The 24,968-nt window shown below is 32.5% G+C and carries 23 protein-coding genes; 21 read left to right on the top strand and 2 right to left on the bottom strand.

Annotated features, from left to right (window positions below; genetic code table 11):
- Positions 1-3 precede the first annotated feature (3 nt).
- Positions 4-897, bottom strand: coding sequence for a gliding motility-associated ABC transporter ATP-binding subunit GldA (gene gldA, locus Q1A73_RS06410; RefSeq protein WP_299603110.1), 894 nt, complete (start codon positions 895-897; stop codon positions 4-6).
- 316 nt (positions 898-1,213) lie between these two features.
- Here gldA and Q1A73_RS06405 point away from each other — a divergent pair, with 316 nt between their 5' ends.
- Positions 1,214-2,527, top strand: coding sequence for a family 1 glycosylhydrolase (locus Q1A73_RS06405; RefSeq protein WP_299603107.1), 1,314 nt, complete (start codon positions 1,214-1,216; stop codon positions 2,525-2,527).
- Here Q1A73_RS06405 and Q1A73_RS06400 read toward each other — a convergent pair.
- Positions 2,524-2,985 (bottom strand): Lrp/AsnC family transcriptional regulator, encoded by a 462-nt coding sequence (locus tag Q1A73_RS06400; RefSeq protein ID WP_299603104.1) that lies wholly within the window; start codon positions 2,983-2,985, stop codon positions 2,524-2,526. The genes Q1A73_RS06405 and Q1A73_RS06400 overlap by 4 nt on opposite strands.
- Positions 2,986-3,167: 182 nt before the next feature.
- Here Q1A73_RS06400 and Q1A73_RS06395 point away from each other — a divergent pair, with 182 nt between their 5' ends.
- From Q1A73_RS06395 to Q1A73_RS06300, 20 genes are all read left to right on the top strand, one after another.
- Positions 3,168-4,142: an NAD-dependent epimerase/dehydratase family protein gene (locus tag Q1A73_RS06395; protein ID WP_299603101.1), complete on the top strand. Its 975-nt coding sequence runs from the start codon at positions 3,168-3,170 to the stop codon at positions 4,140-4,142.
- A gap of 56 nt (positions 4,143-4,198) precedes the next feature.
- A complete protein-coding gene (gene kbl, locus Q1A73_RS06390) occupies positions 4,199-5,386 on the top strand; it encodes a glycine C-acetyltransferase (protein WP_299603098.1) in 1,188 nt (395 codons plus the stop codon).
- A gap of 344 nt (positions 5,387-5,730) precedes the next feature.
- The gene (locus Q1A73_RS06385; RefSeq protein WP_299603096.1) at positions 5,731-6,561 is read left to right on the top strand and encodes a prephenate dehydratase; all 831 of its coding nucleotides are present in this window, start codon (positions 5,731-5,733) and stop codon (positions 6,559-6,561) included.
- Entirely contained in the window at positions 6,558-7,754 is a 1,197-nt protein-coding gene (locus Q1A73_RS06380; protein ID WP_299603093.1) for an aminotransferase class I/II-fold pyridoxal phosphate-dependent enzyme, read from the top strand. Before Q1A73_RS06385 ends, Q1A73_RS06380 begins: the two co-directional genes overlap by 4 nt.
- Positions 7,755-7,766: 12 nt before the next feature.
- The gene (locus tag Q1A73_RS06375; RefSeq protein ID WP_299603089.1) at positions 7,767-8,615 is read left to right on the top strand and encodes a prephenate dehydrogenase; all 849 of its coding nucleotides are present in this window, start codon (positions 7,767-7,769) and stop codon (positions 8,613-8,615) included.
- A 51-nt stretch (positions 8,616-8,666) separates the two neighbouring features.
- A complete protein-coding gene (locus tag Q1A73_RS06370) occupies positions 8,667-9,749 on the top strand; it encodes a bifunctional 3-deoxy-7-phosphoheptulonate synthase/chorismate mutase type II (protein WP_299603086.1) in 1,083 nt (360 codons plus the stop codon).
- A 50-nt stretch (positions 9,750-9,799) separates the two neighbouring features.
- Positions 9,800-10,750, top strand: a complete 951-nt coding sequence (gene rsgA / locus Q1A73_RS06365) for a ribosome small subunit-dependent GTPase A (RefSeq protein ID WP_299603083.1) — start codon at positions 9,800-9,802, stop codon at positions 10,748-10,750.
- A gap of 50 nt (positions 10,751-10,800) precedes the next feature.
- The gene (dtd, locus tag Q1A73_RS06360; protein WP_299603080.1) at positions 10,801-11,253 is read left to right on the top strand and encodes a D-aminoacyl-tRNA deacylase; all 453 of its coding nucleotides are present in this window, start codon (positions 10,801-10,803) and stop codon (positions 11,251-11,253) included.
- A gap of 24 nt (positions 11,254-11,277) precedes the next feature.
- Positions 11,278-13,194 (top strand): DUF3857 domain-containing protein, encoded by a 1,917-nt coding sequence (locus tag Q1A73_RS06355; protein WP_299603079.1) that lies wholly within the window; start codon positions 11,278-11,280, stop codon positions 13,192-13,194.
- Between the two features lie 16 nt (positions 13,195-13,210).
- Positions 13,211-15,235: a transglutaminase domain-containing protein gene (locus Q1A73_RS06350; protein ID WP_299603077.1), complete on the top strand. Its 2,025-nt coding sequence runs from the start codon at positions 13,211-13,213 to the stop codon at positions 15,233-15,235.
- Position 15,236: 1 nt separating this feature from the next.
- Positions 15,237-15,563 (top strand): nucleotide pyrophosphohydrolase, encoded by a 327-nt coding sequence (locus Q1A73_RS06345; protein WP_299603073.1) that lies wholly within the window; start codon positions 15,237-15,239, stop codon positions 15,561-15,563.
- On the top strand, positions 15,563-15,817 hold the full coding sequence (locus Q1A73_RS06340; protein WP_299603070.1) for a hypothetical protein: 255 nt from the start codon (positions 15,563-15,565) through the stop codon (positions 15,815-15,817). Before Q1A73_RS06345 ends, Q1A73_RS06340 begins: the two co-directional genes overlap by 1 nt.
- A 1-nt stretch (position 15,818) precedes the next feature.
- Positions 15,819-17,039: a 3-phosphoshikimate 1-carboxyvinyltransferase gene (locus tag Q1A73_RS06335; RefSeq protein ID WP_299603067.1), complete on the top strand. Its 1,221-nt coding sequence runs from the start codon at positions 15,819-15,821 to the stop codon at positions 17,037-17,039.
- A gap of 79 nt (positions 17,040-17,118) precedes the next feature.
- Complete coding sequence (gene queA, locus Q1A73_RS06330) at positions 17,119-18,168, top strand: tRNA preQ1(34) S-adenosylmethionine ribosyltransferase-isomerase QueA (RefSeq protein ID WP_299603064.1); 1,050 nt, start codon at positions 17,119-17,121, stop codon at positions 18,166-18,168.
- Between the two features lie 353 nt (positions 18,169-18,521).
- The gene (locus Q1A73_RS06325) at positions 18,522-19,493 is read left to right on the top strand and encodes a chalcone isomerase family protein (RefSeq protein WP_299603061.1); all 972 of its coding nucleotides are present in this window, start codon (positions 18,522-18,524) and stop codon (positions 19,491-19,493) included.
- 82 nt (positions 19,494-19,575) lie between these two features.
- Positions 19,576-20,616 (top strand): 23S rRNA (adenine(2503)-C(2))-methyltransferase RlmN, encoded by a 1,041-nt coding sequence (rlmN, locus tag Q1A73_RS06320; protein ID WP_299603058.1) that lies wholly within the window; start codon positions 19,576-19,578, stop codon positions 20,614-20,616.
- A gap of 99 nt (positions 20,617-20,715) precedes the next feature.
- A complete protein-coding gene (locus Q1A73_RS06315; RefSeq protein ID WP_299603055.1) occupies positions 20,716-21,693 on the top strand; it encodes a polyprenyl synthetase family protein in 978 nt (325 codons plus the stop codon).
- A gap of 194 nt (positions 21,694-21,887) precedes the next feature.
- The gene (locus Q1A73_RS06310) at positions 21,888-23,468 is read left to right on the top strand and encodes a S41 family peptidase (protein ID WP_299603052.1); all 1,581 of its coding nucleotides are present in this window, start codon (positions 21,888-21,890) and stop codon (positions 23,466-23,468) included.
- 90 nt (positions 23,469-23,558) lie between these two features.
- A complete protein-coding gene (locus Q1A73_RS06305; RefSeq protein ID WP_299603049.1) occupies positions 23,559-24,128 on the top strand; it encodes an RNA polymerase sigma factor in 570 nt (189 codons plus the stop codon).
- On the top strand, positions 24,109-24,948 hold the full coding sequence (locus tag Q1A73_RS06300; protein ID WP_299603046.1) for a hypothetical protein: 840 nt from the start codon (positions 24,109-24,111) through the stop codon (positions 24,946-24,948). Before Q1A73_RS06305 ends, Q1A73_RS06300 begins: the two co-directional genes overlap by 20 nt.
- Positions 24,949-24,968 lie beyond the last annotated feature (20 nt).

The following is a 24,968-nucleotide window of genomic DNA, read 5'->3' as shown; positions in this document are numbered from 1 at the left end:
GGTTTAATTCGTTAGCTCTCTAAATAAACTCTCTAGGTTTTTATTTTTTCTCGAAAGCTGCAGGATTTTTAGTTGATTATCATGAGCAAAATCAAAAACTGCTGGTCTCATATCGATTGTAGTATCAAATGTGAGTAAGTATACAAAGCCATGGACATTTTTAACCTTTTTGATATAATCAAATTTGGATAAAAAGGCTTCCTCTACTCTGTAATCAAATTCAACTTCAATGATCTGATCAGTTTGATCCATCATTTCATTTAAGTCTTTATCAGCTACTATTTCACCTTTGTTGATGATAATAACACGATCACACATGGCTTCTACTTCCTGCATAATATGTGTAGAAAGAAAAACTGTTTTTTCTTTGCCTACCGTTTTGATAAGTTCTCTGATTTCTACCAACTGATTTGGATCAAGTCCAGTGGTTGGTTCATCAAGAATTAATACTTTGGGATCATGAAGTAATGCACAAGCCAATCCTACACGTTGGCGATATCCTTTAGATAATTGACTAATTTTTTTATTGGATTCTGGTAGTAAACCAGTTTGTTGTATTACTTCTTCAATTCGAGATGTAGTTACTTTATAAACCTGAGCATTAAAAGCCAAATATTCTCTAACATACATGTCTAAATACAAAGGATTGTGTTCTGGAAGATAGCCTACATTCCTTTGTACATCCATAGATTCTGAATGTATGTCAAATCCGTTTACTTGTGCTTTTCCGGAGCTAGGATCTAAATAAGTAGTCAAAATTTTCATCATTGTGGATTTTCCAGCACCATTCGGACCTAAAAAGCCAACAATTTCTCCTTGTTTTACTTCAAATGAAATTTCTTTCAAAGCATTTTGCTCATTATATACTTTAGAAATTTTTGAAACTGAAATAGACATAACTTCCCTTTATATTCAAAAGTACATAAAACCTTATTTATTGTATGTAAATCAAATAAAAAAATATAAAATCAGATCATAACCTTTTGATAATGTTTTGATAAACTTACCTGAGTTACATTTTGTTAAATTCATAATTAAAAGGTATTCAATATGATAGCTAGCAAAATAATAAGGTTTGTACTTAGATTATTTCACAAAATAATATGTAATGTTCAGCAAGTATTTTTTGCTGTATTCTTTCCTTTTTTCAAGCGAGGTTTATTTAAACACTAACCATTTACCATTTTTTCTTACATAGTATTTTATTCCATTAATGGGCTCTAAGAATCATATTATTTGGGGAGTCACTACTGCTGCAGCTCAAACTGAAGGAGCTTTTGATAAAGATGGAAGGGGTGCTTCTATCTGGGATACATTTACCAAGAATTCCAGAAAAATAAAGGATAAATCCAATAATCAGATTGCTACTAATTTTTACGAACGTTTTGAGGAGGATATTGATGTATGTGTCGATATCGGGTTAAAGATATTTCGCTTTTCTATCTCTTGGTCAAGAATAATTCCTGATGGGACTGGAGCTATTAACGAGAAAGGAATCGAATTTTATAATAAGGTAATAGATTATTGCCTTAAGGTCGGAATAGAGCCTTGGATCACTGCATACCATTGGGATCTACCTCAAAAATTACAAGACAAAGGTGGATGGCGAAATAGGGAGGTAATCGCAGATTATGAAAATTATGTTCGTGTTCTCAAGGATCATTTCTCGGATCGTGTAAAAAATTGGATTCTTGTAAATGAAGCTATAGTATGTATTGGAGCTGGATATTTTCTAGGCATACACGCTCCAGGAAAACGGGGAATTAAAAATTTCAGCGCGAGTATTCATCATATTTTATTAGCGCAAGCCAAAGGGTTTCATATTTTAAAAACAGACGATAGTTTACATATTGGGACAGCTGTAAGTTGTACTAAAATTGAAGCTTATACAGATCAAAAAAGAGATCAAAAAGCCGCACTTAGAATAGATGCATTAATGAATCGTTTATGCATAGAACCTTATCTTGGATTAGGATACCCTAAAAATGAATTACCACTTGTAACTAATATTGAAAAATTCATACAAGAAGGAGATATGGAAATCATGAAAGTGGATTTTGATTTCTGGGGTATTCAAACATATGCTAGAGAAGTAGTGAAAAGTGCATGGTATATTCCTTATTTAGGCAGTGTTTTGGTAAGTCCAAAAAAAAGAAAAGTGCCTGTTTCAGTAATGGGATGGGAAACTCATCCAGAAGGAGCAGAATTTTTTTTAGAACGGTTTTCCAAATACGATTCAGAAAAACCCTTATGGTTGTCAGAGTGCGGAATAGCTTTGTCAGATGAAGAAGATGATTCTAAAAGGATAGCTTATTACAAGAAAATTATCATTGGAATGGAAAACGTTATAGCCAAGAAGATTAATTTGAAAGGAATTTTGTTATGGACACTTGTAGATAATTTTGAATGGGCAGAAGGTTATATTCCTAAATTTGGAATTGTAGGTATGGATAAAACTACACTCAACCGAAAAATGAAAAAAACAGCATTCTGGCTTAAAGAGTACTTGTCTAATCAATTTGATTAAATATAAAATTCTGAAGAATGTTTAATTTCCTTAAGAACAAACGTACTGTTTAGAACACCAATATTCTCTATTTTAGAGAGTTTCGACTTTACAAAATCATGATACTCTTCAAGACTTTTGGTATGGATTTTTAATACAAAATCAACCTGTCCAGCCATATGATAACACTCTTGTACTTCATCTAGATTCTGAATTTGTTCTTCAAACTTTTCAATAAATGCCTCATTGTGATAGCGCATAGATACTTGACAAATAGTGGTAATTGATCTGTCAATTAATTTTTTATCCAAAATCGCTACATATTTTTTTATAAATCCTTGTTTTTCCAACCTACGTACTCGTTCATAAACAGGAGAAGGAGTTAAATTTAGAATAGAGGCTATTTCTTTAGCTGTCTTTTTAGAGTCTTTCTGAAGAATTCTTAGAATGGTTAAATCTATTTTGTCTAATTGATCCATAAATGTTGATTAAAAATTACTTTAAATCTATCGTTATTTTATTGTTAAAAGTAAATAATGTTTTTTTAAAGTGATATATCAGTAAAAATTACTTAATTTTTTTGTTTTATCAAATATAAACATTGTTATTCTTATTTTAGTAAGTAAATAACACTGTAAAGTGTTAAAAAATTAAGAGGAAAATGGATACAAAAGTTTTAGTAATTGGTGCAAATGGTCAGCTCGGTTCTGTATTAACCAAAGAGCTTCAGAAAAAATATACCATAGAAAATGTAATTGCTTCTGATCTTGAGCAAAGGGATTCTTATAAAGGAATTTTCGAAGTAATAGATGCTACGAATCAACAAAGAATCCAAGAGGTAGTAGAACGATATAAGATTACTCAGATATATCATTTGGCTGCAATTTTATCGGCCAAAGGAGAAGAAAATCCATTAGCTACCTGGGATATAAATATGAAAACACTTTTTAATGTTCTTGAAGTATCCAGAAAGAATCAAATAGAAAAAGTGTTTTTCCCGAGTTCTATTGCTGTTTTTGGAGAAGGCGCGCCACTAATAAATACTCCAAACGACTCATATCTTAATCCTGCCACAGTTTATGGAATGAGTAAAGCATCTGGAGAAAATTGGGCTCAGTATTACTTTCTTAAATATGGATTAGATGTTAGATCGATTAGATATCCTGGAGTCATAGGATACCAATCATTGCCTGGAGGAGGAACGACTGATTATGCTGTTGATATTTATCATAAAGCAGTAAAAGAAGAAGACTTTAGTTGTTTTCTGAAAGAAGATGCAACCCTTCCTATGATATTTATGGAGGATGCAATAAGAGCTACTTTAGAATTAATGGATGCTCCAAAAGAAAATATTACCGTTAGAACTTCTTATAATATTGCGGGAGTGAGTTTTTCTCCGGAAGAAATTACCGCCGAAATCCGTAAATTATATCCCGATTTTAAGGTTACCTATGAACCCGATTTTAGACAAGAAATTGCAGCAAGATGGCCAAAATCTATAGAAGATACAGCTGCAAGAAAAGATTGGGGATGGCAAGCTAATTATGATCTTAAGAGTATTACTGAGATTATGATCCAAAAATTACAACAGAAGTACAAACAAGGTTCAAGAAATAAAGAAATACTAATGTTTTAGAAATTACTGTTGCTAAAAAATCAAAATAATAAATATAATACAATAACAATATATACATGTTTTCAAATATAAAAGATGACTTACAGAAGGAATTAGATGATATCAAATCAGCTGGTTTATATAAGTCAGAAAGAATAATTACCACACCACAAGGTGCCGAGATCGATACAACGAATACCAAAGAGGTTTTAAATTTTTGCGCGAATAACTATCTTGGACTTTCTTCACATCCAGATGTTATCCAAGCTGGTAAAGATGCTATAGATTCTCACGGTTATGGATTATCTTCTGTTCGTTTTATCTGTGGAACTCAAGATATACATAAAGAATTGGAGCGTAAAACTGCAGAGTTTTTAGGAATGGAAGACTGTATTTTATATGCAGCAGCGTTCGATGCAAACGGAGGAGTTTTTGAACCAATCCTTACAGCAGAAGATGCAATTATTTCTGACTCTCTAAATCATGCTTCTATTATCGATGGAATTCGTTTGTGTAAAGCAAAGCGATTTAGATATGAACATAATAATATGGTCGATCTTGAAAAGCAATTAAAAGCTGCAGAAGGATCTAGAAGAATATTAATTGTTACAGATGGTTCATTTTCGATGGATGGAACCATTGCACAGTTAGATAAAATTTGTGATTTAGCAGATGCGTATAATGCTATGGTAATGATTGATGAATGTCATTCTACTGGTTTTCTTGGAAAAACTGGGCGAGGTACCCATGAATATCGAGATGTAATGGGACGTATAGACATCATTACAGGAACCTATGGTAAAGCTCTTGGAGGAGCATCAGGAGGTTTTACAGCAGCCAGAAAAGAAATTGTAGACATGTTACGTCAACGATCTAGACCTTACCTATTTTCTAATACCGTGGCACCTTCTATTGTTGGAGCATCTATAAAAGTATTAGATTTATTAAGTTCCTCTACCGCCTTAAGAGATAAACTAGAAGAAAATACTAAGTATTTTAGATCAGAAATGACAGCCGCAGGATTTGATATTGTTCCTGGAGATCACCCAATAGTACCAGTAATGTTATACGAAGCAACATTAGCTCAGGAATTTGCAGCAAAATTACTTGATGAAGGAATTTATGTGATTGGATTTTTCTATCCTGTTGTTCCTAAGGAAAAAGCACGTATTAGAGTTCAATTATCAGCTGGACATGATAGAGAACATCTAGAAAAAGCCGTTAAAGCATTTACTAAAGTAGGTAAAGAACTGGGAGTAATATAATTACTAACGTTTGTTAGTGTTTTAAAACTTAGAAAATTCTTATTATAAAGGTTAGTTTATTCAAAATTTAATAGTAATTGCAGGTTAAAAATTAATAATTAATGATAATACCTGCAGATTGATGAAAAAAACTAAAATTTATTTTGTATAGTAATTGTTTTAGCTACTTTAGCAACATATTTAAAACAGAAATGAACAATTTATTTACTTGGAACCGATTTTATTTTTTCTTCTTTTATTTTAAAGGAAGTTCGGGATCGCTATGTAAATAAATAAGTCAAATTTATAAATTAGAATCCCGATGTAGAATCGGGATTTTTTTTTGAACATAAAATTTAAAACGTTTGAGTAAAAGAGTTGCCATACAAGGAATAAAAGGTTCGTATCACCATGGAGTGGCACAAGCATACTTTGGTAATGAGATTGATGTTCACGAATGCATGTCATTTCAGGAGTTAGTGCACAGCTTAGAAAATAAGAAAAGTACCGATGCAGTGATGGCGATCGAAAACTCTATCGCGGGATCAATTATTCCTAATTATGCCTACATTGATGAACATGATTTAACCATTTGTGGAGAATATTTTCAGCCAATTCATCATTGTTTAATGGCATTGGAAAATCAGGAAATTTCTGATATTAAAGAAGTATATTCTCATCCTATGGCTTTGCTTCAGTGTAAAGATTTTTTTCGTAAACACTCTCATATTAAGTTGGTCGAAGATGCGGATACAGCTGATGTGGCCAAAAGAATTCAAGAGCAGAAGTTAAGAGGTATAGCGGCAGTTGCAGGAGAAACCGCAGCTAAAATTTATGATTTGGAAATTTTAGCAAAAAATATTCAAACTATAAAAACAAATAGTACCAGATTTTTTATTCTCAATACAGATGAAAGTTCTGGCTTGGATAGTAAGGAAATCAATAAAGCATCATTAAAATTTCTTACAGATCATAAAAGAGGTAGTTTGGCTACTGTACTTAACGTTATGAGCGATTGCAGACTGAATCTTACTAAAATTCAGTCATTACCAGTTATTGATATGCCATGGAAGTATTCCTTTTTTGTGGATGTAACGTTTAATAAATATGAAGAATATCAAAAAGCTATTTCTATATTAAAGATTATGGCTTTGGAATTAAAAATACTAGGAGAATATAAAAATCAGAACGGATGAGTATTCAAACAGCAAAACGGTTAGAAACGATAGAGGAATATTATTTCTCTAAAAAGTTGCGTGAAGTTAGGGCACTGGCGGCTTCAGGAAAGCCGATTTTAAACATGGCTATTGGAAGTCCTGATTTGGACCCTCCAAAAGAAGTTGTAGAAGCTATACAGACAACAGTATTGCAAGATGGCGCACATAAATACCAGAGTTATCAGGGTGTTCCAGAACTTAGAATGGCTTTTGCCAATTTTTATAATACTAACTATGGAGTAGCATTAAATCCTGAAAATGAGATTTTGCCTTTAATGGGTTCTAAAGAAGGAATTATGCATATTTCATTAGCTTATCTTAATGAAGGTGATCAGGTATTGGTGCCTAATCCTGGATATCCTACCTATACATCTGTTACAAATTTGGTAGGTGCAGAACCACTATTTTATGATCTAAAAGAAGCTAATAATTGGGAACCGGATTTAGAGTTGTTATCAAAAAAGGATCTAAGCAGAGTTAAGATTATGTGGATTAATTACCCTCATATGCCAACAGGAGCTTCGGGTAGTGTAGAGACTCTTAAAAAATTAATTGCTTTTGCAAAAAAGCATCACATACTATTGGTAAATGATAATCCATATAGCTTTATATTAAACGATAATCCGACTAGCATTTTATCTATAGAAGGTGCGAAAGATGTAGCACTAGAGTTAAATTCTCTAAGTAAAACCTTCAATATGGCTGGATGGCGAGTAGGAGTAGTAACTGGAAGTCAGGATAAAATTAAAGCAATCCTTAAGGTCAAAAGCAATATGGATAGTGGTATGTTTTTAGGTATTCAAAAAGGAGCTATTGCAGCATTGAAACTATCCCATGATTGGTATGATGAGATAAATGCTATCTATAAAGAAAGACGAAAATTAATATGGGAACTAGCTTCATTATTAGGTTGTTCATTTGATAAAACAGCAACCGGAATGTTTGTGTGGGCGAAATTGCCAGAAGGAATCGATGCAGTAGAATTTATTGATCATATATTGTATGAAAACAGTGTGTTTATAACTCCTGGAGATATTTTTGGGAGTAATGGTAAAGGATATATTCGTTTTTCGTTATGCGTTACTAAAGAAAATATAAAAGAAGCAATCGAACGACTTGAGAAAAAACAAACACAATTTGCGAATAATAATATCGTACATCAAAAATCGTAATTTGTATATAGAATGAAGGTATTTGTAATAGGAATAGGGTTAATAGGCGGGTCGTTTGCTATAGATATTAGAGCAGCTTTTAATGAAGCTAAACTCTATGGTGTCGATAAAAATGAGCAGCATTTAGACAAAGCGATTTCTCTAGGAATCATTGATGAAAAATCAACTTTTGATGAATTAGATGAAGCTGATGTGGTAATTGTATCCGTTCCCGTAGATGTTACAGTGAAACTACTACCAAAAATTTTGGATAAAATTAATGATGAATGTCTCGTTTTTGATGTAGGTTCTACCAAAAAGAAGTTATGTACTTCGGTAGAAGATCATCCAAAAAGAAGAAATTATTTAGCAGCACACCCCATTGCAGGAACAGAGTTTTCAGGACCGCAAGCAGCGATAGCCAATTTGTATAGAGGGAAAACAAATATCATTTGTGAGGTGGAAAAAACAGCCTTTAAATTGCAGGAACGAGGCATGGAGATTTTTAACAGATTAGGAATGAGAATTCGATATATGGATCCTGCTTCGCATGATAAACATATAGCTTATGTTTCGCATTTATCTCATATAAGTTCTTTTATGTTAGGTAAGACCGTGATTGAAAAGGAAAAAAACGAAAGAGACATATTTGACATGGCAGGTAGTGGTTTTGCTTCTACAGTTCGTTTGGCAAAAAGTTCACCAGAAATGTGGACCCCAATTTTTAGACATAATAAAGAAAATGTCATAGAAACATTAACAGAATATATTGCGAATCTGACACAGTTTAAAGAATTAATGGAGGAGGATAATTTTGTTGAAATATATAAGGAAATGGAAGATACAAATCATATAAAAGCAATTCTGAAAGGAATATCATAACAACTATAACCCGCGAAAAACGTAAAATTAAAACAGTATAAAAAAATAGAAATGGAGAATAAGAAAGAACTTAGAAACTGGCTAGATGCATATAATTTGGATCATCCTTTGGTAATTGGAGGTCCTTGTAGTGCAGAAACTGAAGAGCAAGTAGTTAAAATTGCACATCAGCTTAAGGATTCTGACGCAACTGTATTAAGAGCAGGAATCTGGAAACCTCGCACAAGACCAGGGAATTTTGAAGGAGTTGGTGCTTTAGGATTAAAATGGTTACAACGTGCCAAAGAAGAAACAGGGATGAAGATTGCTACTGAAGTGGCGAACCCACATCATGTAGAATTAGCATTAGAGCATGGAGTAGATGTTCTTTGGATAGGGGCAAGAAGTACAGTGTCACCTTTTATTGTGCAGGATATTGCAGATGCTTGTAAAGGAATTGATAATCCAGTATTGATCAAAAATCCTATCAATCCAGATCTTTCGCTATGGTTGGGTGCGGTAGAACGTTTTTATACTGCAGATGTGAAAAATTTAGGAGTAATTCACAGAGGTTTTTCGACCTATGAAAAAACGAAATATAGAAATATTCCTGAATGGCAGATTCCAATTGATCTTCAAAATCGTTTTCCTGATCTTCCGTTAATTTTAGATCCTTCTCATATAGCAGGAAGAAGAGATTTGATTTTTGACCTTTCTCAAACAGCATTAGATCTTAATTTTGACGGACTTATAGTAGAAACTCACTATGATCCAGACAATGCATGGAGTGATGCCGCACAACAAATTACACCAGATACTTTAATTCAGCATATGAAAGATTTAAAAATTCGTAAAGAAGTAGGCGTAGACGAGTCTTACCAGAAGACATTAAGTGAGTTGAGAGCAAAAATCGACGTAGCGGATAATCAACTATTAGATGTGTTATCAAAGAGAATGAAAATTTCTGACGAAATAGGAAAAGCAAAAGCAAAGCAAAATGTAGCGATCCTGCAATCCAAACGTTGGAATGAAATTTTAGGAAAAATGATTCTTGAAGGAGAAGAAAAAGGATTAAGCGAAGAATTTATTTTAAGAATTTACAAAGCTATTCACCAAGAGTCAATCAATCATCAAAAAAAGGTAGCGAAGTCTTAAATATGAATATTAGCTCTTTGGAATAGAGATTTATTTGCATCTTTGCGTTTATGACAGGAACTGTATATAAATCTACTGGAAGTTGGTATACCGTTAAATCGGAAGAAGGTGCTGTGTACGAATGTCGTATAAAGGGTAAATTTAGGATCAAAGGTATTAAAAGTACCAACCCGGTTTCTGTTGGAGATGTAGTTGATTTTAAGTTGGAAACTAAAAATGACAGAGAGACTGGTGTTATTGAGAATATTAGAGAACGCCGAAATTATATTATCAGAAAATCGGTGAACTTATCCAAACAAACCCACATCATTGCCTCAAACATTGATGTGGTTTTTTTATTAGTTACTCTTAATAATCCTCCAACCTTTACTGCGTTCATAGATCGATTTTTAGTTACTGCAGAAGCGTACGATATCAAGGCTGTGTTGTTGTTTAATAAAATAGATACTTATAACCAGGATGAACTTGTAGAGATAAAATATCTTGCAGCACTATACAGGGAGATAGGATACGATTGTATTGGAATTTCTGCAAAAACTGGCAAGAATGTCGATAAAGTTAAAGAGTTAATGAAAGGAAATACTAGTATGTTTTCTGGTCATAGCGGTGTCGGTAAATCTACATTGGTTAATCTTATAGAGCCTAATTTGTCTTTAAAAACAGCAGAGATTAGTGGTCAACATCAACAAGGTCAACATACTACCACTTTCGCAGAGATGTATGATCTTAGTTTCGATGCCAAAATTATCGACACACCTGGTATTAAAGGATTCGGTATTGTAGATATGGAAAAAGAAGAAGTCGGAGATTATTTTCCAGAGTTCTTTGAGCTTAAACAGCAATGTAAGTTTAATAATTGTCTTCATATCAATGAACCAAAGTGTGCAGTAAAAGAAGCATTAGAAAATGAAGAAATTGCCTGGTCCCGTTACAAAAGTTATCTACAGATTTTAGAGGGCGAAGATGAGCACTACCGAAAAAATAATTATAACGAAGAATAATTTTTTAAGTTTTTAGGGTAACATTTCCTTCCAATTTGACACATACTATTATGAAAGCAGTAATCCAACGAGTATCGGAAGCTTCTGTTACCGTAAATCAAGAGAAAATCTCAGAAATTAAGTTAGGTCTTTTGGTTTTATTAGGTATAGAAGATGAAGATACAAAAGAGGATATTGATTGGTTATCTGGAAAAATAAGCAGATTAAGAATTTTCGGAGATGATAAGGGTATGATGAATCAGAGTGTTGTAGATGTAGGTGGGAACGCTATAGTAGTAAGTCAATTTACACTATATGCAAGTACAAAGAAAGGAAATAGGCCTAGTTTTATTAAAGCTGCAAAACCAGAGAAAGCAATTCCACTGTATGAAGAATTTGTAAAACAATTCGAAAAAGATTTAGGAAAAAACGTTGGGACTGGTCAATTTGGGGCTGATATGAAGGTATCTCTGCTTAATGATGGACCGGTTACAATCATTATTGATACTAAGAATAAAGAATAATAACTACCCCAGAATAAGATAAATATGTTTCAAAAAATACAACAACTTCTAGTTGTCCTATGTCTGTGTGTCTTTTCGGAAATTAATTGTCAGGAAAATTTTGAATTACAATCGGTACTTTTAGATTCTACCCTTACAGCAAATGCCAACGCTATTGTTAGGTCAGAGGATGTCGTGATAGAAATTAATTCGGTTAATTCTGTAGTTGTAAAAACTAGAAGAGTAGTTACTGTTTTAAATAAATACGGTGAAAAATATGCAGATTATTATGAGCCATATGATCCTCAAACGAAAATAAAAAATGTAAAAGCTTTAGTTTATAATTCTTTAGGAGAGGAAATTAAAAAGTTTAAGAGGAAAGATTTTAGTGATCGAAGCATGTATGATGGTTTTTCATTAATTGGAGATAATCGTTATATCTATTTCGATTATACTCCTGTTGATTATCCGTATACTTTAGTTTATCAAAGTGAAGTGGAAACTAAAAATTCAGCTTTTATAGAGCCTTGGGTTCCAATATCTAACTATAATCTTAGTGTTGAAAAAGCTTCATACAAAATTATTAATCCGAGAAAAATTCCGCTTAGAACAAAGGAAAAATCTTTTGAAGGATATCCAATTGAATTATTAAAAGGAGATCAGGAAATATCCTATAAATTATCAAAAGTACCGGCACTTACCAAAGAATATAGAAGCCCTTCCTTCGGAGAATTGATTCCTATGGGAAAAGTAACCCTTGGTGATTTTTCTTTAGTCAACGTTGATGGATCTGCTAACGATTGGCAAAGTATGGGAGCATGGCAATACAAGAATTTGGTTTCTGGAAGAGGTGAATTACCGGATTCAGTTATTCAAAAAGTTTCTGAATTAGTAGCTGATGCAAAATCCAATAAAGAAAAAGCAAAACTTATTTATGAATTTGTACAAAGTAAAACCAGATATATCAGTGTACAGTTAGGAATTGGTGGATGGATGCCAATGAAAGCCGAAGATGTAGATCGGTTAGGGTATGGAGATTGTAAAGCACTAACCAATTATACCAAAGCTCTTTTGGAATCTCAGGATATTACTTCTTATTACACCGTGGTATACGGAGATTCTGATAAAAGAGATATAGATGCAGACTTTGCTTCTATGCAAGGTAATCACGCGATATTAAATATTCCTGATGAACAAGGAGATATTTGGTTAGAATGTACAAGTCAAACCGCTCCATTCAACTTCATTGGTGATTTTACAGATGATAGGAATGTACTTGTTGTTAAGCCCGATGGAGGAGAAATTAAAAGAACAAAAAAATATCAACCAGAAGAAAATACGCTTCATACAAAGGCTACAGTTTTTTTACAAGAAGATGGTTCTATAACTGCAGATGTAGTTTCTACTTCTGAAGGATTGCAATATGATTGGAGATATTTAACTAAGACCAAATCCATTAAAGATCAAAAACTTTATTTTAAGGAATATTGGGATTATATAAACAATTTAAATATCCTAGATGTAGAACTTATCGATGATAAAAATAATATAATCTACCAAGAAAAAGTAAAGATTAATGCTAGAAACTATGCTACTAAAGCGGGTAGTAGGTTATTAATAGTTCCTAATTTTTTCAATAGGATTAAAAGTAAAAAACCTAAGTATGCAAACAGAAAAACGCCTTTGGTGATTTCAAGAGGATATGAAGATAAAGACGAATATGAAATTAAAATTCCGGCAGGATATGGTTTTAGTAAGCTTCCAGAGAAAAAAACGTTTGAGAGCATTTTTGGGAGTTATTCCTGTAACATTGAGCGTATTGATGAATCAACTCTTAAGTATATCAGAGCTTTAAAGATAAGCGATGGGACATATCCTAAGGAAAAGTATGAAGAATATAGACAGTTTATGTCTAAAATTAGAAATGCAGACAAAACGAAAATAGTACTTAAACAACAATAAAACTAATCAACTAAACATGGGGAAATTATTTAAAATTACAGTAGTCGCTTTACTGTTCATATCTTTGAATTCGTGGGCGCAAGAATATAAATTTGGAAAGATTTCTAAAGAAGAGTTACTAGAAAAATCATATTCATCTGACAGCTCAGCCAATGCAGCAGTGTTATATGAGAGTAAAAAAATACGTTTTGATTTTAATCAACAAAATGGTTTTCAGCTGATCACGGAAGTTTTCAAAAGGGTAAAGCTGTATAATAAAGAAGGGTTTGATTATGCTACTACAGAATTGCTACTTTATAAAAACAATGGAGATAAAGAGAAAATAAGTAATCTTAAGGGAGTAACTTATTCTATTATAAACGATAAAATCGTTGAAACAAAATTGAAGAAAGACGGGATATTTAAAAATGAGTATTCCGAGAACAGAGACCAGATAAAGTTCACAATGCCATCATTACAAGAAGGATCAGTGATTGAGTACAAGTACAAGATAACATCTCCTTTTGTTTATAGTATAGATAGAATTTATTTACAACGTCAAATTCCAATTAGAAAAATGGATGTAAGTGTGAAAATGCCAGAATTCTTTAATTTCAAAAAGTTGACAACAGGTTATTTGCCAATTAATTTGAAAGAATCCAGTGCGCAAGATGTTATTAATTTAACTTCAAAAAGTAGATCAAGTGGTGTTAGTGCGTTAGGAAGAAATACAAAATATTCTAATAATAATGTTGATTACAGGGTTAATATTAATACAATTAGCTCTGAAAATATACCAGCATTTAAAGTAGAACCTTATTCAGGAAATATTACAAATTATATTTCTTCTATTAATTATGAATTGTCTTATGTGAAATATCCTAATAGTCCAATAGATTATCGGTCTACTACCTGGGAAGACGTGTCTAAGACAATTTATGATAGCCAGAATTTCGGAGCAGAGCTAAAGAAAGTTGATTATTACAAGGATGATGTTGACCAATTACTTAGTGGTGTGTCAAAACCATTGGATAAGGCTATGAAAATTTATGATTTTGTAAAACAAAAAATGTCTTGGAATAAGAGAAGAGGGGTTTTTGTAAATGACGGAGTGAAAAAGGCTTACAAAGAAAGTACTGGAAGTGTTTCTGAGATAAATCTTATACTAACTTCCATGCTTACATATGCAGGTATAAATGCCAATCCTGTAATTTGTAGTACAAGTGATGTTGCCATCCCTCTATTTCCAACAATCGATGGATTTAATTATGTGATCACGCGAATAAAATTACCAGATGGAGGATTGATATATTTAGATGCTACGGATAAATATGGTATGCCTAATATTTTATCAAAACGCATTATAAAGGGTATGGGAAGGGTGATTGCCAAAAATGGGACTTCAGAAATGGTTGACTTTAGACCAGAAGCTCCATCAGTTATGGCATATCGAGTACAATGTGAGATTGATGATCAAGGAGTAGCGAAGGGAAAAATGAACGTCAACTATAGAGATTATTTAGCACATGATTTTAGAGTAGATAATGGTGCTAAAGATGATCAAAGTAGAGCACAACGTTTTCAAAAAGAATATGGGATATCTGAATTGGATGAGTATACTGTAAAAGGTATGAAAGCTTATGGAAAAGGCATAAGTGAAAAATTTAATTTTATGATAGAAGATCAAATTGAAGCGATAGAAGATGAAATATTCTTTTCACCTTTATTATTTTTGAGGGATAAAGAGAATATATTCAAATCTGATGATAGGAAATACCCTGTAGACTTTGGATATGGTTTTTCTAATAAGTACATGTTGAATATTAAAATACCTGATGGATATACGGTTGCTGAATGTCCTAAAACTTCAGCGTTCAAATTACCAGATAATCTTGGAAAATTCTCATTTAGATCAAATGTTGTAAATGGAATAATACAGGTCGTGGTCGATGAAACGATCACCGCTCCAGTAATACCAGCAAATTATTATCCTGCTATTAAGGAGTTTTATAATCAAGTGATACAAAAAGAAAATGAGCAAATAGTTCTTAAAAAGATATAAAATGAATATTCAAAACGCCCAGAAAGCGGTAGATGATTGGATCAAAAATCATGGAGTTCGCTATTTTAATGAGCTTACTAATATGGCACAACTTACAGAAGAGGTAGGTGAGGTAGCTAGAATTATAGCACGTAGATATGGAGAGCAAAGTGAAAAAGAAAGTGATAAAAATAAGGATCTGGGTGAAGAGCTTGCAGACGTAATGTTTGTAGTTTTATGTCTGGCTAACCAAACAGGAGTGGATCTCCAGGAAGCTTTTGATAAAAAGCTGGATATTAAAACAAAGAGAGATCACGATCGTCATCATAATAATGAGAAATTAAAGTAATGTTTAAAACAATTATATCTTCCAAAAGATATTGGATTACTGTATTGCGTTTAGGACTTATAGCGATGATACTACTTGGTTTTGTTACACATATTATGGAATATGGAGGGATTACCTCTGATACTTTTATGGATGATAAAATCAATAATGGTCGATGGGTGAGATATTTGATATCAAGGGCTGTGGGAGGACTTGCCTACGGGATGATTCAGGGATACTATTTTGAACTAAGAAAACACAAATCAAATCGATAAAATGAATTTGAAATTAAGCCATATTTCGAATATTAAGAATAAGAATCTACAAATTACTGGATCGAAAAGCGAAACCAATAGGTTGTTGATTTTACAATCTCTTTATCCAGAAATTGAAATAGATAATATCTCTAATAGTGATGATTCTAGACTAATGAGAGCTGCATTAGCTAGTAATGAGGAACTTATTGATATTCATCATGCAGGTACCGCAATGCGATTTTTAACAGCATACTTTGCCGTAAAAAATGGTCGGACTACAGTGCTTACTGGTAGCAAAAGAATGCAAGAAAGACCAATAAAAATATTGGTAGATGCCTTAAGACAATTAGGATGTGATATCTCCTATGTTAAAAATGAGGGATATCCGCCGATAAAAATAGTAGGGAAAAATCCAGAAAGCCATAAAGTTTCACTAGCTGCAAATGTAAGTAGTCAATACATATCAGCTTTAATGCTGATAGCCTCTTCTTTGCCAAATGGATTAGAAATTACTTTGGAAGGAAAAGTAACTTCTGTACCCTATATCAATATGACATTAAGTTTGCTTAAGGATGTTGGGATTAATGGAAGTTTTGAGAATAACATAATTCAAATTGAGCCTTTAAAGATAGTGTCACCAAAAACTGTGGTAGTGGAGTCTGATTGGAGTTCAGCATCTTATTTTTATAGTATTGTTGCCTTGTCAGATTTTGGCAACGTAACTTTAGGAAGTTATAAACAAGATAGTTATCAGGGAGATGCTTCTTTGTCAGAAATATACAAAAGATTAGGTGTTGAAACCACTTTTAAAGACAATAAGATTACTCTTAAAAAGATCAAATCTTTCGATAGTTCCCAGGTCTTAGAATTAGATTTGTCTAATTCTCCTGATATTGCGCAAACAATCGCTGTTACCTGTTTTGGTCTAGGAAAAGCTTGTTATCTTACTGGTTTGCACACACTAAAGATTAAAGAAACTGATCGATTAGAAGCATTAAAAATCGAAATTGAAAAATTAGGAGGTGAAGTATCAATTACTGATGATTCTTTAAGGTTAAATGCTTCTACGTTAATTAATTCTGGTATTGCTATAGATACCTATCACGATCATAGAATGGCTATGGCTTTTGCTCCACTAGCTCTAAGAGAATCATTATGCATTAACGATGCGGATGTAGTGTCCAAGTCGTACCCTGATTTTTGGGATGATTTAAAGAAATTAGATTTTAAAGTGCTGTAAATAAAAATATATCTGTTGATTTACTTGACAACCCCTATATCCAGATTGTATATTTGCTGCTCCTAAAAAAGAAACACTAATGAAGTTATCACATTTCAACTTTGACCTTCCAAAAGAATTATTAGCAGAATACCCTTCAGAAAATAGGGATGAAGCACGTTTAATGGTTCTTAATAGAAAAGATCAAACCATAGAGCATAAACAGTTTAAAGATCTAATTGATTATTTTGAACCTAATGATGTTATGGTTTTAAATAATACAAAAGTATTTCCAGCTAGATTATATGGAAATAAAGAAAAGACTGGTGCGAGAATTGAAGTGTTTTTATTAAGAGAATTAAATTCGGAAACTCGCTTGTGGGACGTACTTGTTGATCCAGCACGAAAAATTAGAATAGGGAATAAATTATATTTTGGAGATGATGAAAGTCTAGTTGCCGAAGTTATTGATAATACCACATCTAGAGGACGTACGCTAAGATTTTTGTATGATGGATCCTATGACGAGTTTAGACAAAAACTTACAGACTTAGGAGAAACTCCTCTGCCAAAATATATCAAAAGAGAGGCAGAGCCAGAAGACGAAGAAAGATATCAAACAATTTATGCTAAAAATGAAGGTGCTGTTGCAGCTCCTACTGCTGGATTACACTTTTCTAAACACCTAATGAAGCGTTTGGAAATAAAAGGAGTAGATTTTGCAGAAATTACCTTGCATGTAGGTTTAGGAACTTTTAATCCTGTAGAGGTAGAAGATTTATCTAAGCATAAAATGGATAGTGAAGAAGCTTATATTACAGCAAAGGCTACAGAAACTATTAATCAAGGAATAGCTAATAAGCAAAGAATTTGTGCTGTTGGAACTACAGTAATGAGAGCTTTAGAGAGTTCTGTTTCTTCGGATAAAACTTTAAATGAATTTAGAGGTTGGACGAATAAGTTTATTTTTCCTCCATATGACTTTAGTATAGCAAATAGTATGATAACTAATTTTCATACACCAAAGTCTACTTTGTTAATGATGGTTTCTGCTTTTGCAGGTCATGATTTTATTAAAGAGGCTTATGAGCAAGCAGTGAAAGAAGAATATAAGTTTTATTCGTACGGAGATGCCATGTTGATTCTCTAAGCACAAGCTATTAAATAAGTAAGAAAAAACCTCTGCTTTACATTGATAAGGCAGAGGTTTTTTTATAATATATCCAAAATAATATACTTTTTTCCTAATTCTAAATTAAAGTATGTATTCAAGTAGATGTTGTATAAATCTTAAAATTAATGGGTTATAATGTTTATTTCATAAAAAATAACTATTTTGCGGCGCTTTTGACAAAAATTACGGTTAAACCGTAATACAAAAGTGGTTGAATATCGAATAATTCGGTTGTTTGTCGAAAAGTGTAAAAGGAGCTAATGGTAGATTCTTCTTTTTTAAAAATTAATCGTTTCTTGCAAGCACCCTAAATCAAAAAACGTTAACCTATGAGCAGAATATTACACATTGTATTTCTTTTCGTAACCCTATTCTCGTTTTCTCAAACTAAAGTTGGTAACCTTCATTATAATGATATCGATGTATTCGAAAATCATGAGTTAATGCTTAATGGTGCTGGAGAAAGAGAAAAATTATATACCATTGGATTATATTTAGATTTTGAAGTGGATGGTGTTGATGATGGACTAATGGTAGCTAATAAGGATGAAACTATGGCGCTTACCATAAAAACTATAGCTGATATTTCTAATGATGAGTTAAAAGAAATTATTAGAAATGGCTTAGAAAGAGCTACAGATGGTAATAGTTATTTGATGGAAGATCAGATTAGAGATTTTATCAAGCTACTTCCAAAAGAAATAAATAAGTACGAGATCTTTAAAATTGTCTATACTAAAGACAAAAAGTTAACTCTTTACAAAAATAAGGAGCGATTAGGAGCTGTAAGAGATTGTTTAGAGTTTAAAAAGGCGCTGTTTAAAATTTGGTTGGGAGAAAATCCAATTGATTCTCAACTAAAAGAGGATTTACTGGGTTCTTTTGATGCAAACCCAATTCTGGGCGAGTGGAAAGCTTATGATAAAAAAACTGGGGTAGCAATTAATATTGTGCAACTTTATATGATTGAAAATAAAGTTTTCGGATCTATTCAGCGAATGTTACGTCAATCAGAAAGAGATGCAGTGTGCTATGAATGTCAGGGAGATGATAAAAACCAACCCGTGGAAGGATTAGTAATTCTGAAAAATTTGAGACTTAAAAATGATCTTAAGTATACCAATGGATTCTTTACCGATATCAAAACTGGTAAAGTATCAGATTGTCAAATCTGGATAGATGAAGATGATTTAGATGTACTTAATGTTAAATATCGTGGTGGTGGCGGAGTACATCAATGGAAACGTGTTAAAACATCCCGTAAAGATAATCGAGAGGATTTTCGAACAGTAAAATTCTAAATCACTACATATCAACCATACTTTTTAAATTGTTTATATCGCTTTCGGTATACACCTATCTTTTACATATTTTTGTAACGAAATGAAACCGAAAAAAAAAGATATAAGAGCGCTTACCAAAGAACAATTGCGTCAGTTTTTTGTGGAGAATGGAGATAAAGCGTTTAGAGGGAATCAGGTATATGAATGGTTATGGAATAAAGGAGCTCACAGTTTCGAGGAGATGACCAATATTTCTAAATCAACTAGACAGATTTTAGAAGATCACTTTGTAATTAATCATATACGAGTAGATCAAATGCAGCGAAGTACCGATGGTACTATTAAGAATGCGGTAAGACTACACGATGGATTAGTAGTTGAATCTGTTTTAATACCAACTCCTACAAGGACTACGGCTTGTGTTTCATCACAAGTAGGATGTAGTTTAGATTGCCGTTTTTGCGCTACTGCAAGATTAAAAAGAATGCGAAACCTAAATCCAGATGAGATTTATGACCAAGTGGTAGCAATTGATAATGAAAGTAGACTATATCATAATCGACCGCTTTCTAACATTGTATTTATGGGAATGGGAGAGCCTTTAATGAATTACAATAATGTTCTTAAAGCTATAGATAAAATTACATCTTCAGAAGGTCTTGGAATGTCCCCAAAGCGAATTACTCTTTCAACTTCGGGAGTCCCCAAAATGATTAAAAAAATGGCGGATGATGAAGTGAAATTTAAATTAGCGGTGTCACTACATTCTGCAATTGATAGTGTAAGAAGCTCCATTATGCCATTTAACGAAAACTTTCCTCTTAAAGATCTAAGAGAAGCCTTGGAATATTGGTATAGCAAAACCAAAAGTAGAATAACCTACGAATATGTGGTATGGAAGGGAATTAATGATGCTAAGAAAGATATAGATGCATTAGTGCAATTTTGTTCATATGTTCCCTGTAAAGTAAATTTAATCGAATATAATCCTATAGATGACGGAGAGTTTCAACAAGCTTCGAATGCCGCTACCGATAATTATATAAAGGCTCTAGAATCGAAAGGGTTTGTCGTAAATGTAAGAAGAAGTAGAGGGAAAGATATCGATGCAGCTTGCGGACAGTTGGCTAATAAATCTTAAATAAACGTTTCATATAAATTATTGATGAAGTGTTTTGATGCTCAATACGGATTATACTATCTTCGCAACTAGTTAACACACAAAATAATCTACCTCGGATTGAAAGTCGTTGAGCAAATAAAACTGCCTATTAGTGATGAGATGGAACTTTTTGAACAAAAGTTTTCTCAATCCATGTATTCTAATGTTGCTTTACTCAATAGAATTACCCATTATATCGTAAATAGAAAAGGAAAACAAATGAGACCAATGTTTGTTTTTCTTGTTGCTAAAATGGTTTCCGGAGGCGAAATCAAAGAACGTACTTACAGGGGAGCTTCAGTTATAGAACTTATACATACAGCAAGTCTTGTTCATGATGATGTGGTAGATGATTCTAATCGTAGAAGAGGTTTTTTCTCGATTAATGCACTTTGGAAGAATAAAATCGCAGTTCTTATAGGAGATTATCTGTTATCAAAGGGAATGTTGGTCTGTATTGATAATAATGATTTTGATTTGTTGAAAATCATTTCTGTTGCGGTACGAGAAATCGTAGAAGGAGAACTTTTGCAAATTGAAAAAGCTAGAAATCTTGATATTACCGAAGATATCTATTACGAGATTATTAGGCAAAAGACAGCTACATTAATTGCTGCTTGCTGTAGTGTAGGGGCGTGTTCTGTAGAACCAGAATCTGAATCAGTGGAAAAAATGAGAAAATTCGGTGAACTGATTGGAATGGCTTTTCAGATAAAGGATGATCTATTTGATTATGGCGATACGGCTATTGGGAAGCCTACAGGAATAGATATCAAAGAGCAAAAAATGACATTGCCGTTGATCTATACATTAAACCATTGTACAAAAGAGAAGAAGAAATGGCTTATCAACTCCGTTAAGAATCACAATAAGAATAAGAAGCGAGTAAAAGAAGTTATTGATTTTGTAAAGGTTAGTGGAGGATTAGAGTATGCTACCAAAATCATGCATCAATTTAAAGAAGAAGCTTTAACGATCTTGTCAGAGTATCCAGAATCGGAGTATAGGTCTTCTCTAGAATTAATGGTTAGCTACGTAATCGATAGAAAAAAATAATTAAAATTCTCTTTATCTTTCTTAGAGTATGATAGTGCTCGCTCCAATTTTTTTAATCAAAAATAAAAGTTGGTATTAGTTTTGATGATCAAGGATAATTGTAAAATATTTTCTTGGATGAGATACTTTTAGGCTATAGTATCGTCTCTCTCAAAGAATGTCAAACTCATTTAATTTTAAACAATTCGTGTTTTATGAATAGAAAACTATTTTTATACATTGCTATTATAATAGTGATATCAAGTTGTGGATCTGTAGAGAAGTATAATAAACAAATAAGTAAGAAACATAGTCCAGAAGAATTAAAAGAAGATGTAGAGTATGCTTATAAAAAACTGAAAAAGTTGCATCCAGATGTATACTGGTATATTTCTCAGGAAGAATTAGATGGTAAAGTACATAAACTAAAGGATGAGTTAACAAAACCCTTAACTACAAAAGAGTTTTATACAGTATTTGCTCCTGTTATTACAAGTATTAAACAAGGGCATTTATCTATACAAGCACCTTCAACAAAGCAGACCAAAGAGTCCATCAAAGAGAAAGGAAAAAGGGATTCTCCTTTTAACTCATTGTCCTTTGAGAGTTCGGAAGATAGGCTTTATGTGAAAAAGGTTTTTAAAGGAGATACTACAATCATAAAAGGATCTGAAGTTATTGCGTTCGAAGATGAAAAAGTAGAAGACCTTTTAGCTTCTTTTAAAACATTTCATGCTAGCGATGGATATAACCAAACTTTCATTCCAAAATTTATAGGTAATCGTTTCGGTTTCTTTTATATGAATACACATAAGCGAAAAGATAGTGTTTTATTGCATTTAAAGTTTAAAGACAGTCTTTATCAAAAGTATATATATGCGAGTTATGATAAAGCGAAAGACTTATCTACTAAAAATGATACTATAAAGCAGGTAAAGAAAAGACTAAGTAAATTAGAAAGAAAAAAAGCAAAAGAAGCTCGGAAAAACCTATACAAGAAGAATAATAAGTACGGATATAATAAACGAACAGATGATTATAACAGAAATTTTAGTTTCTTAAAGTCAAATAGCGAAACGCCCATTGCCTATATGAAAATAAAGAGCTTTACTAATGGCGGGTATAAAGAGTTTTATAAAGAGAGTTTTGCTAAAATTGATTCTGCAAAATCTACAAACTTAGTAATAGATTTAAGAGGTAATTTGGGAGGGAGATTAACGGAAATTGATGATCTATATTCCTATGTGACAGATAAAGAATATGTGTTTATAGAAAAATCAAAAATGACCGGAAGGTTAAGTTTTTTATATCCATACTTCCATACGAAATCAATAACGACCAAAACAGCCGCTACATTGTTATCTCCTATATTGGCAGTGTATCACTTGTTTAAGGTAAAAAAGGAAAAAGGAGATTCGTACTTTAAATTTAAATACAGTAAATTAAGAGATCCTAAGCCGAATAATTATAAGGGTAAGATTTATGTTTTAATCGATGGCGAAAGTTTTTCCGCTAGCAGTATTTTTTCTACACATTTAAAAGCAACAAAACGAGCAACTTTTGTAGGAGAAGAAACAGGTGGTGCATATAATGGTACTGTGGCAGGAGTCTATGCTCCAATAGAATTACCTAATTCTAAGATAAATATGCGTGTAGGGCTATTAAAAATTAATGCACCGTATACTATTGAACCAGATGGTTATGGGATTAAACCAGATGTTCCTATAGAAAGTAATGTAACGACAGATGATAAAGAACTACAGTGGGTTATAAATGATATTGAAGGGTCGAAATAAAAAATATGTATTTTTTTTATTATCTCAGACAACCTTTTTAATTTTTGTTGCGTCTATATATATAGAAGATCTTAAATAATTGATTTTACTTTGAAAGTTATTCAGTTTTATAAAAGCGAAACACAACTCATTAAGAAAGCTGCAAAAGGGCATCGTGATGCCCAGCATCAGATATATGAAAAGCATGCATCGAAAATGTTGAGCGTGTGCAGATATTATATAAAAGATATTCATCATGCAGAAGAAGTTATGCTGTCTGGATTTCTAAAAGTATTCATGAATTTAAAGAAGTTTAGTTTTCAGGGAAGTTTTGAAGGATGGATTCGAAGAATTATGATTAATGAGTCTATTTCATTTTTACGAAAGCAAAAGCAATTAGTTTTTACCGAGGATATTTCAATGTATAAGGAAGAGTCCTGGAATAATATACATATAGAACTAGGAGTAGGGCAAATCCAAGAGCTAATTGATAGTCTGCCAGAAGGGTATAAAATGGTGTTTATACTATATGCTGTAGAAGGATATAAGCACAATGAGATTGCTGAAATGCTGGATATTAGCATCAGTACATCTAAATCTCAACTCTTTAAGGCAAGAAAAGTGTTACAGCAAAAGTTAAACCAACAAAACATGATTAGTAATGGCGCCGTTAAAATTTGAAGATAATATAAAGGACAAGCTAGAACAGCGCACGATACAACCATCAGATGCGATTTGGGAAAGATTAGATCAAGAGCTTGACGAAAAAAATGGGCAAAAAAAAGTGAAGAAATATTGGTGGATCGGTCTAGCAGCTAGTATAGTAGGAGTTTTAATGATCACCACGTTTTTTACGAATTCTTCTAATAATTTAAAACCTTCTAATAATCAATTGGTCGAGGTTACAAATGAAAAAAATGATAGTAAACAATCAGAAGATATAGATGTACTTAATATTGATGCATTAAAAGAAGAGGAAATAATTGCTAATAAAGAAGTGAAAGAAGCAATTGAGAAAGAAATCAATACTCCTATTATAAAGAAGAATAAAGAAGAAAAATTACAGAATAAAAAATCCCTTCGATCTACTGTTGCCACCATCGGGTCCATACAAGAGATAGAAGAAAACTCAGTAGAAGATACAAAAATAGCTATTGCAGCAAAATCAGAAGTTATTACAGATCCAATTAAAGCAATAGAAGAGCCTTTGGAGCTAAATAAAGGAGTTATTGACAATAAAATTTCGGACATAGTAGCACAGGTAGAGCAACTCGAACAAAATAATAAAGTGGTTACGGATAAAGAGATAGAAGCTTTACTTCTAAAAGCTCAGCACGAAATAACTACACAACAAATTTTGCAATCTAATACAGTAAATGCTTCCGCACTGCTTCTAGACGTAGAAGCAGAATTGGACGAGTCATTTAAAGATCGGGTTTTTGAAGCGCTAAAAACTGGTTTTGAAAAACTTAAAACAACTGTAGCAGAAAGAGATAATTAATATAAACATTCATCAATCAA

Origin of the sequence: uncultured Aquimarina sp., assembly GCF_947492115.1 — a bacterium.
Lineage (GTDB): Bacteria > Bacteroidota > Bacteroidia > Flavobacteriales > Flavobacteriaceae > Aquimarina.
The sequence above is the reverse complement of the archived record's forward strand: the minus strand, read 5'-3'. Positions and strand labels throughout refer to the sequence as shown.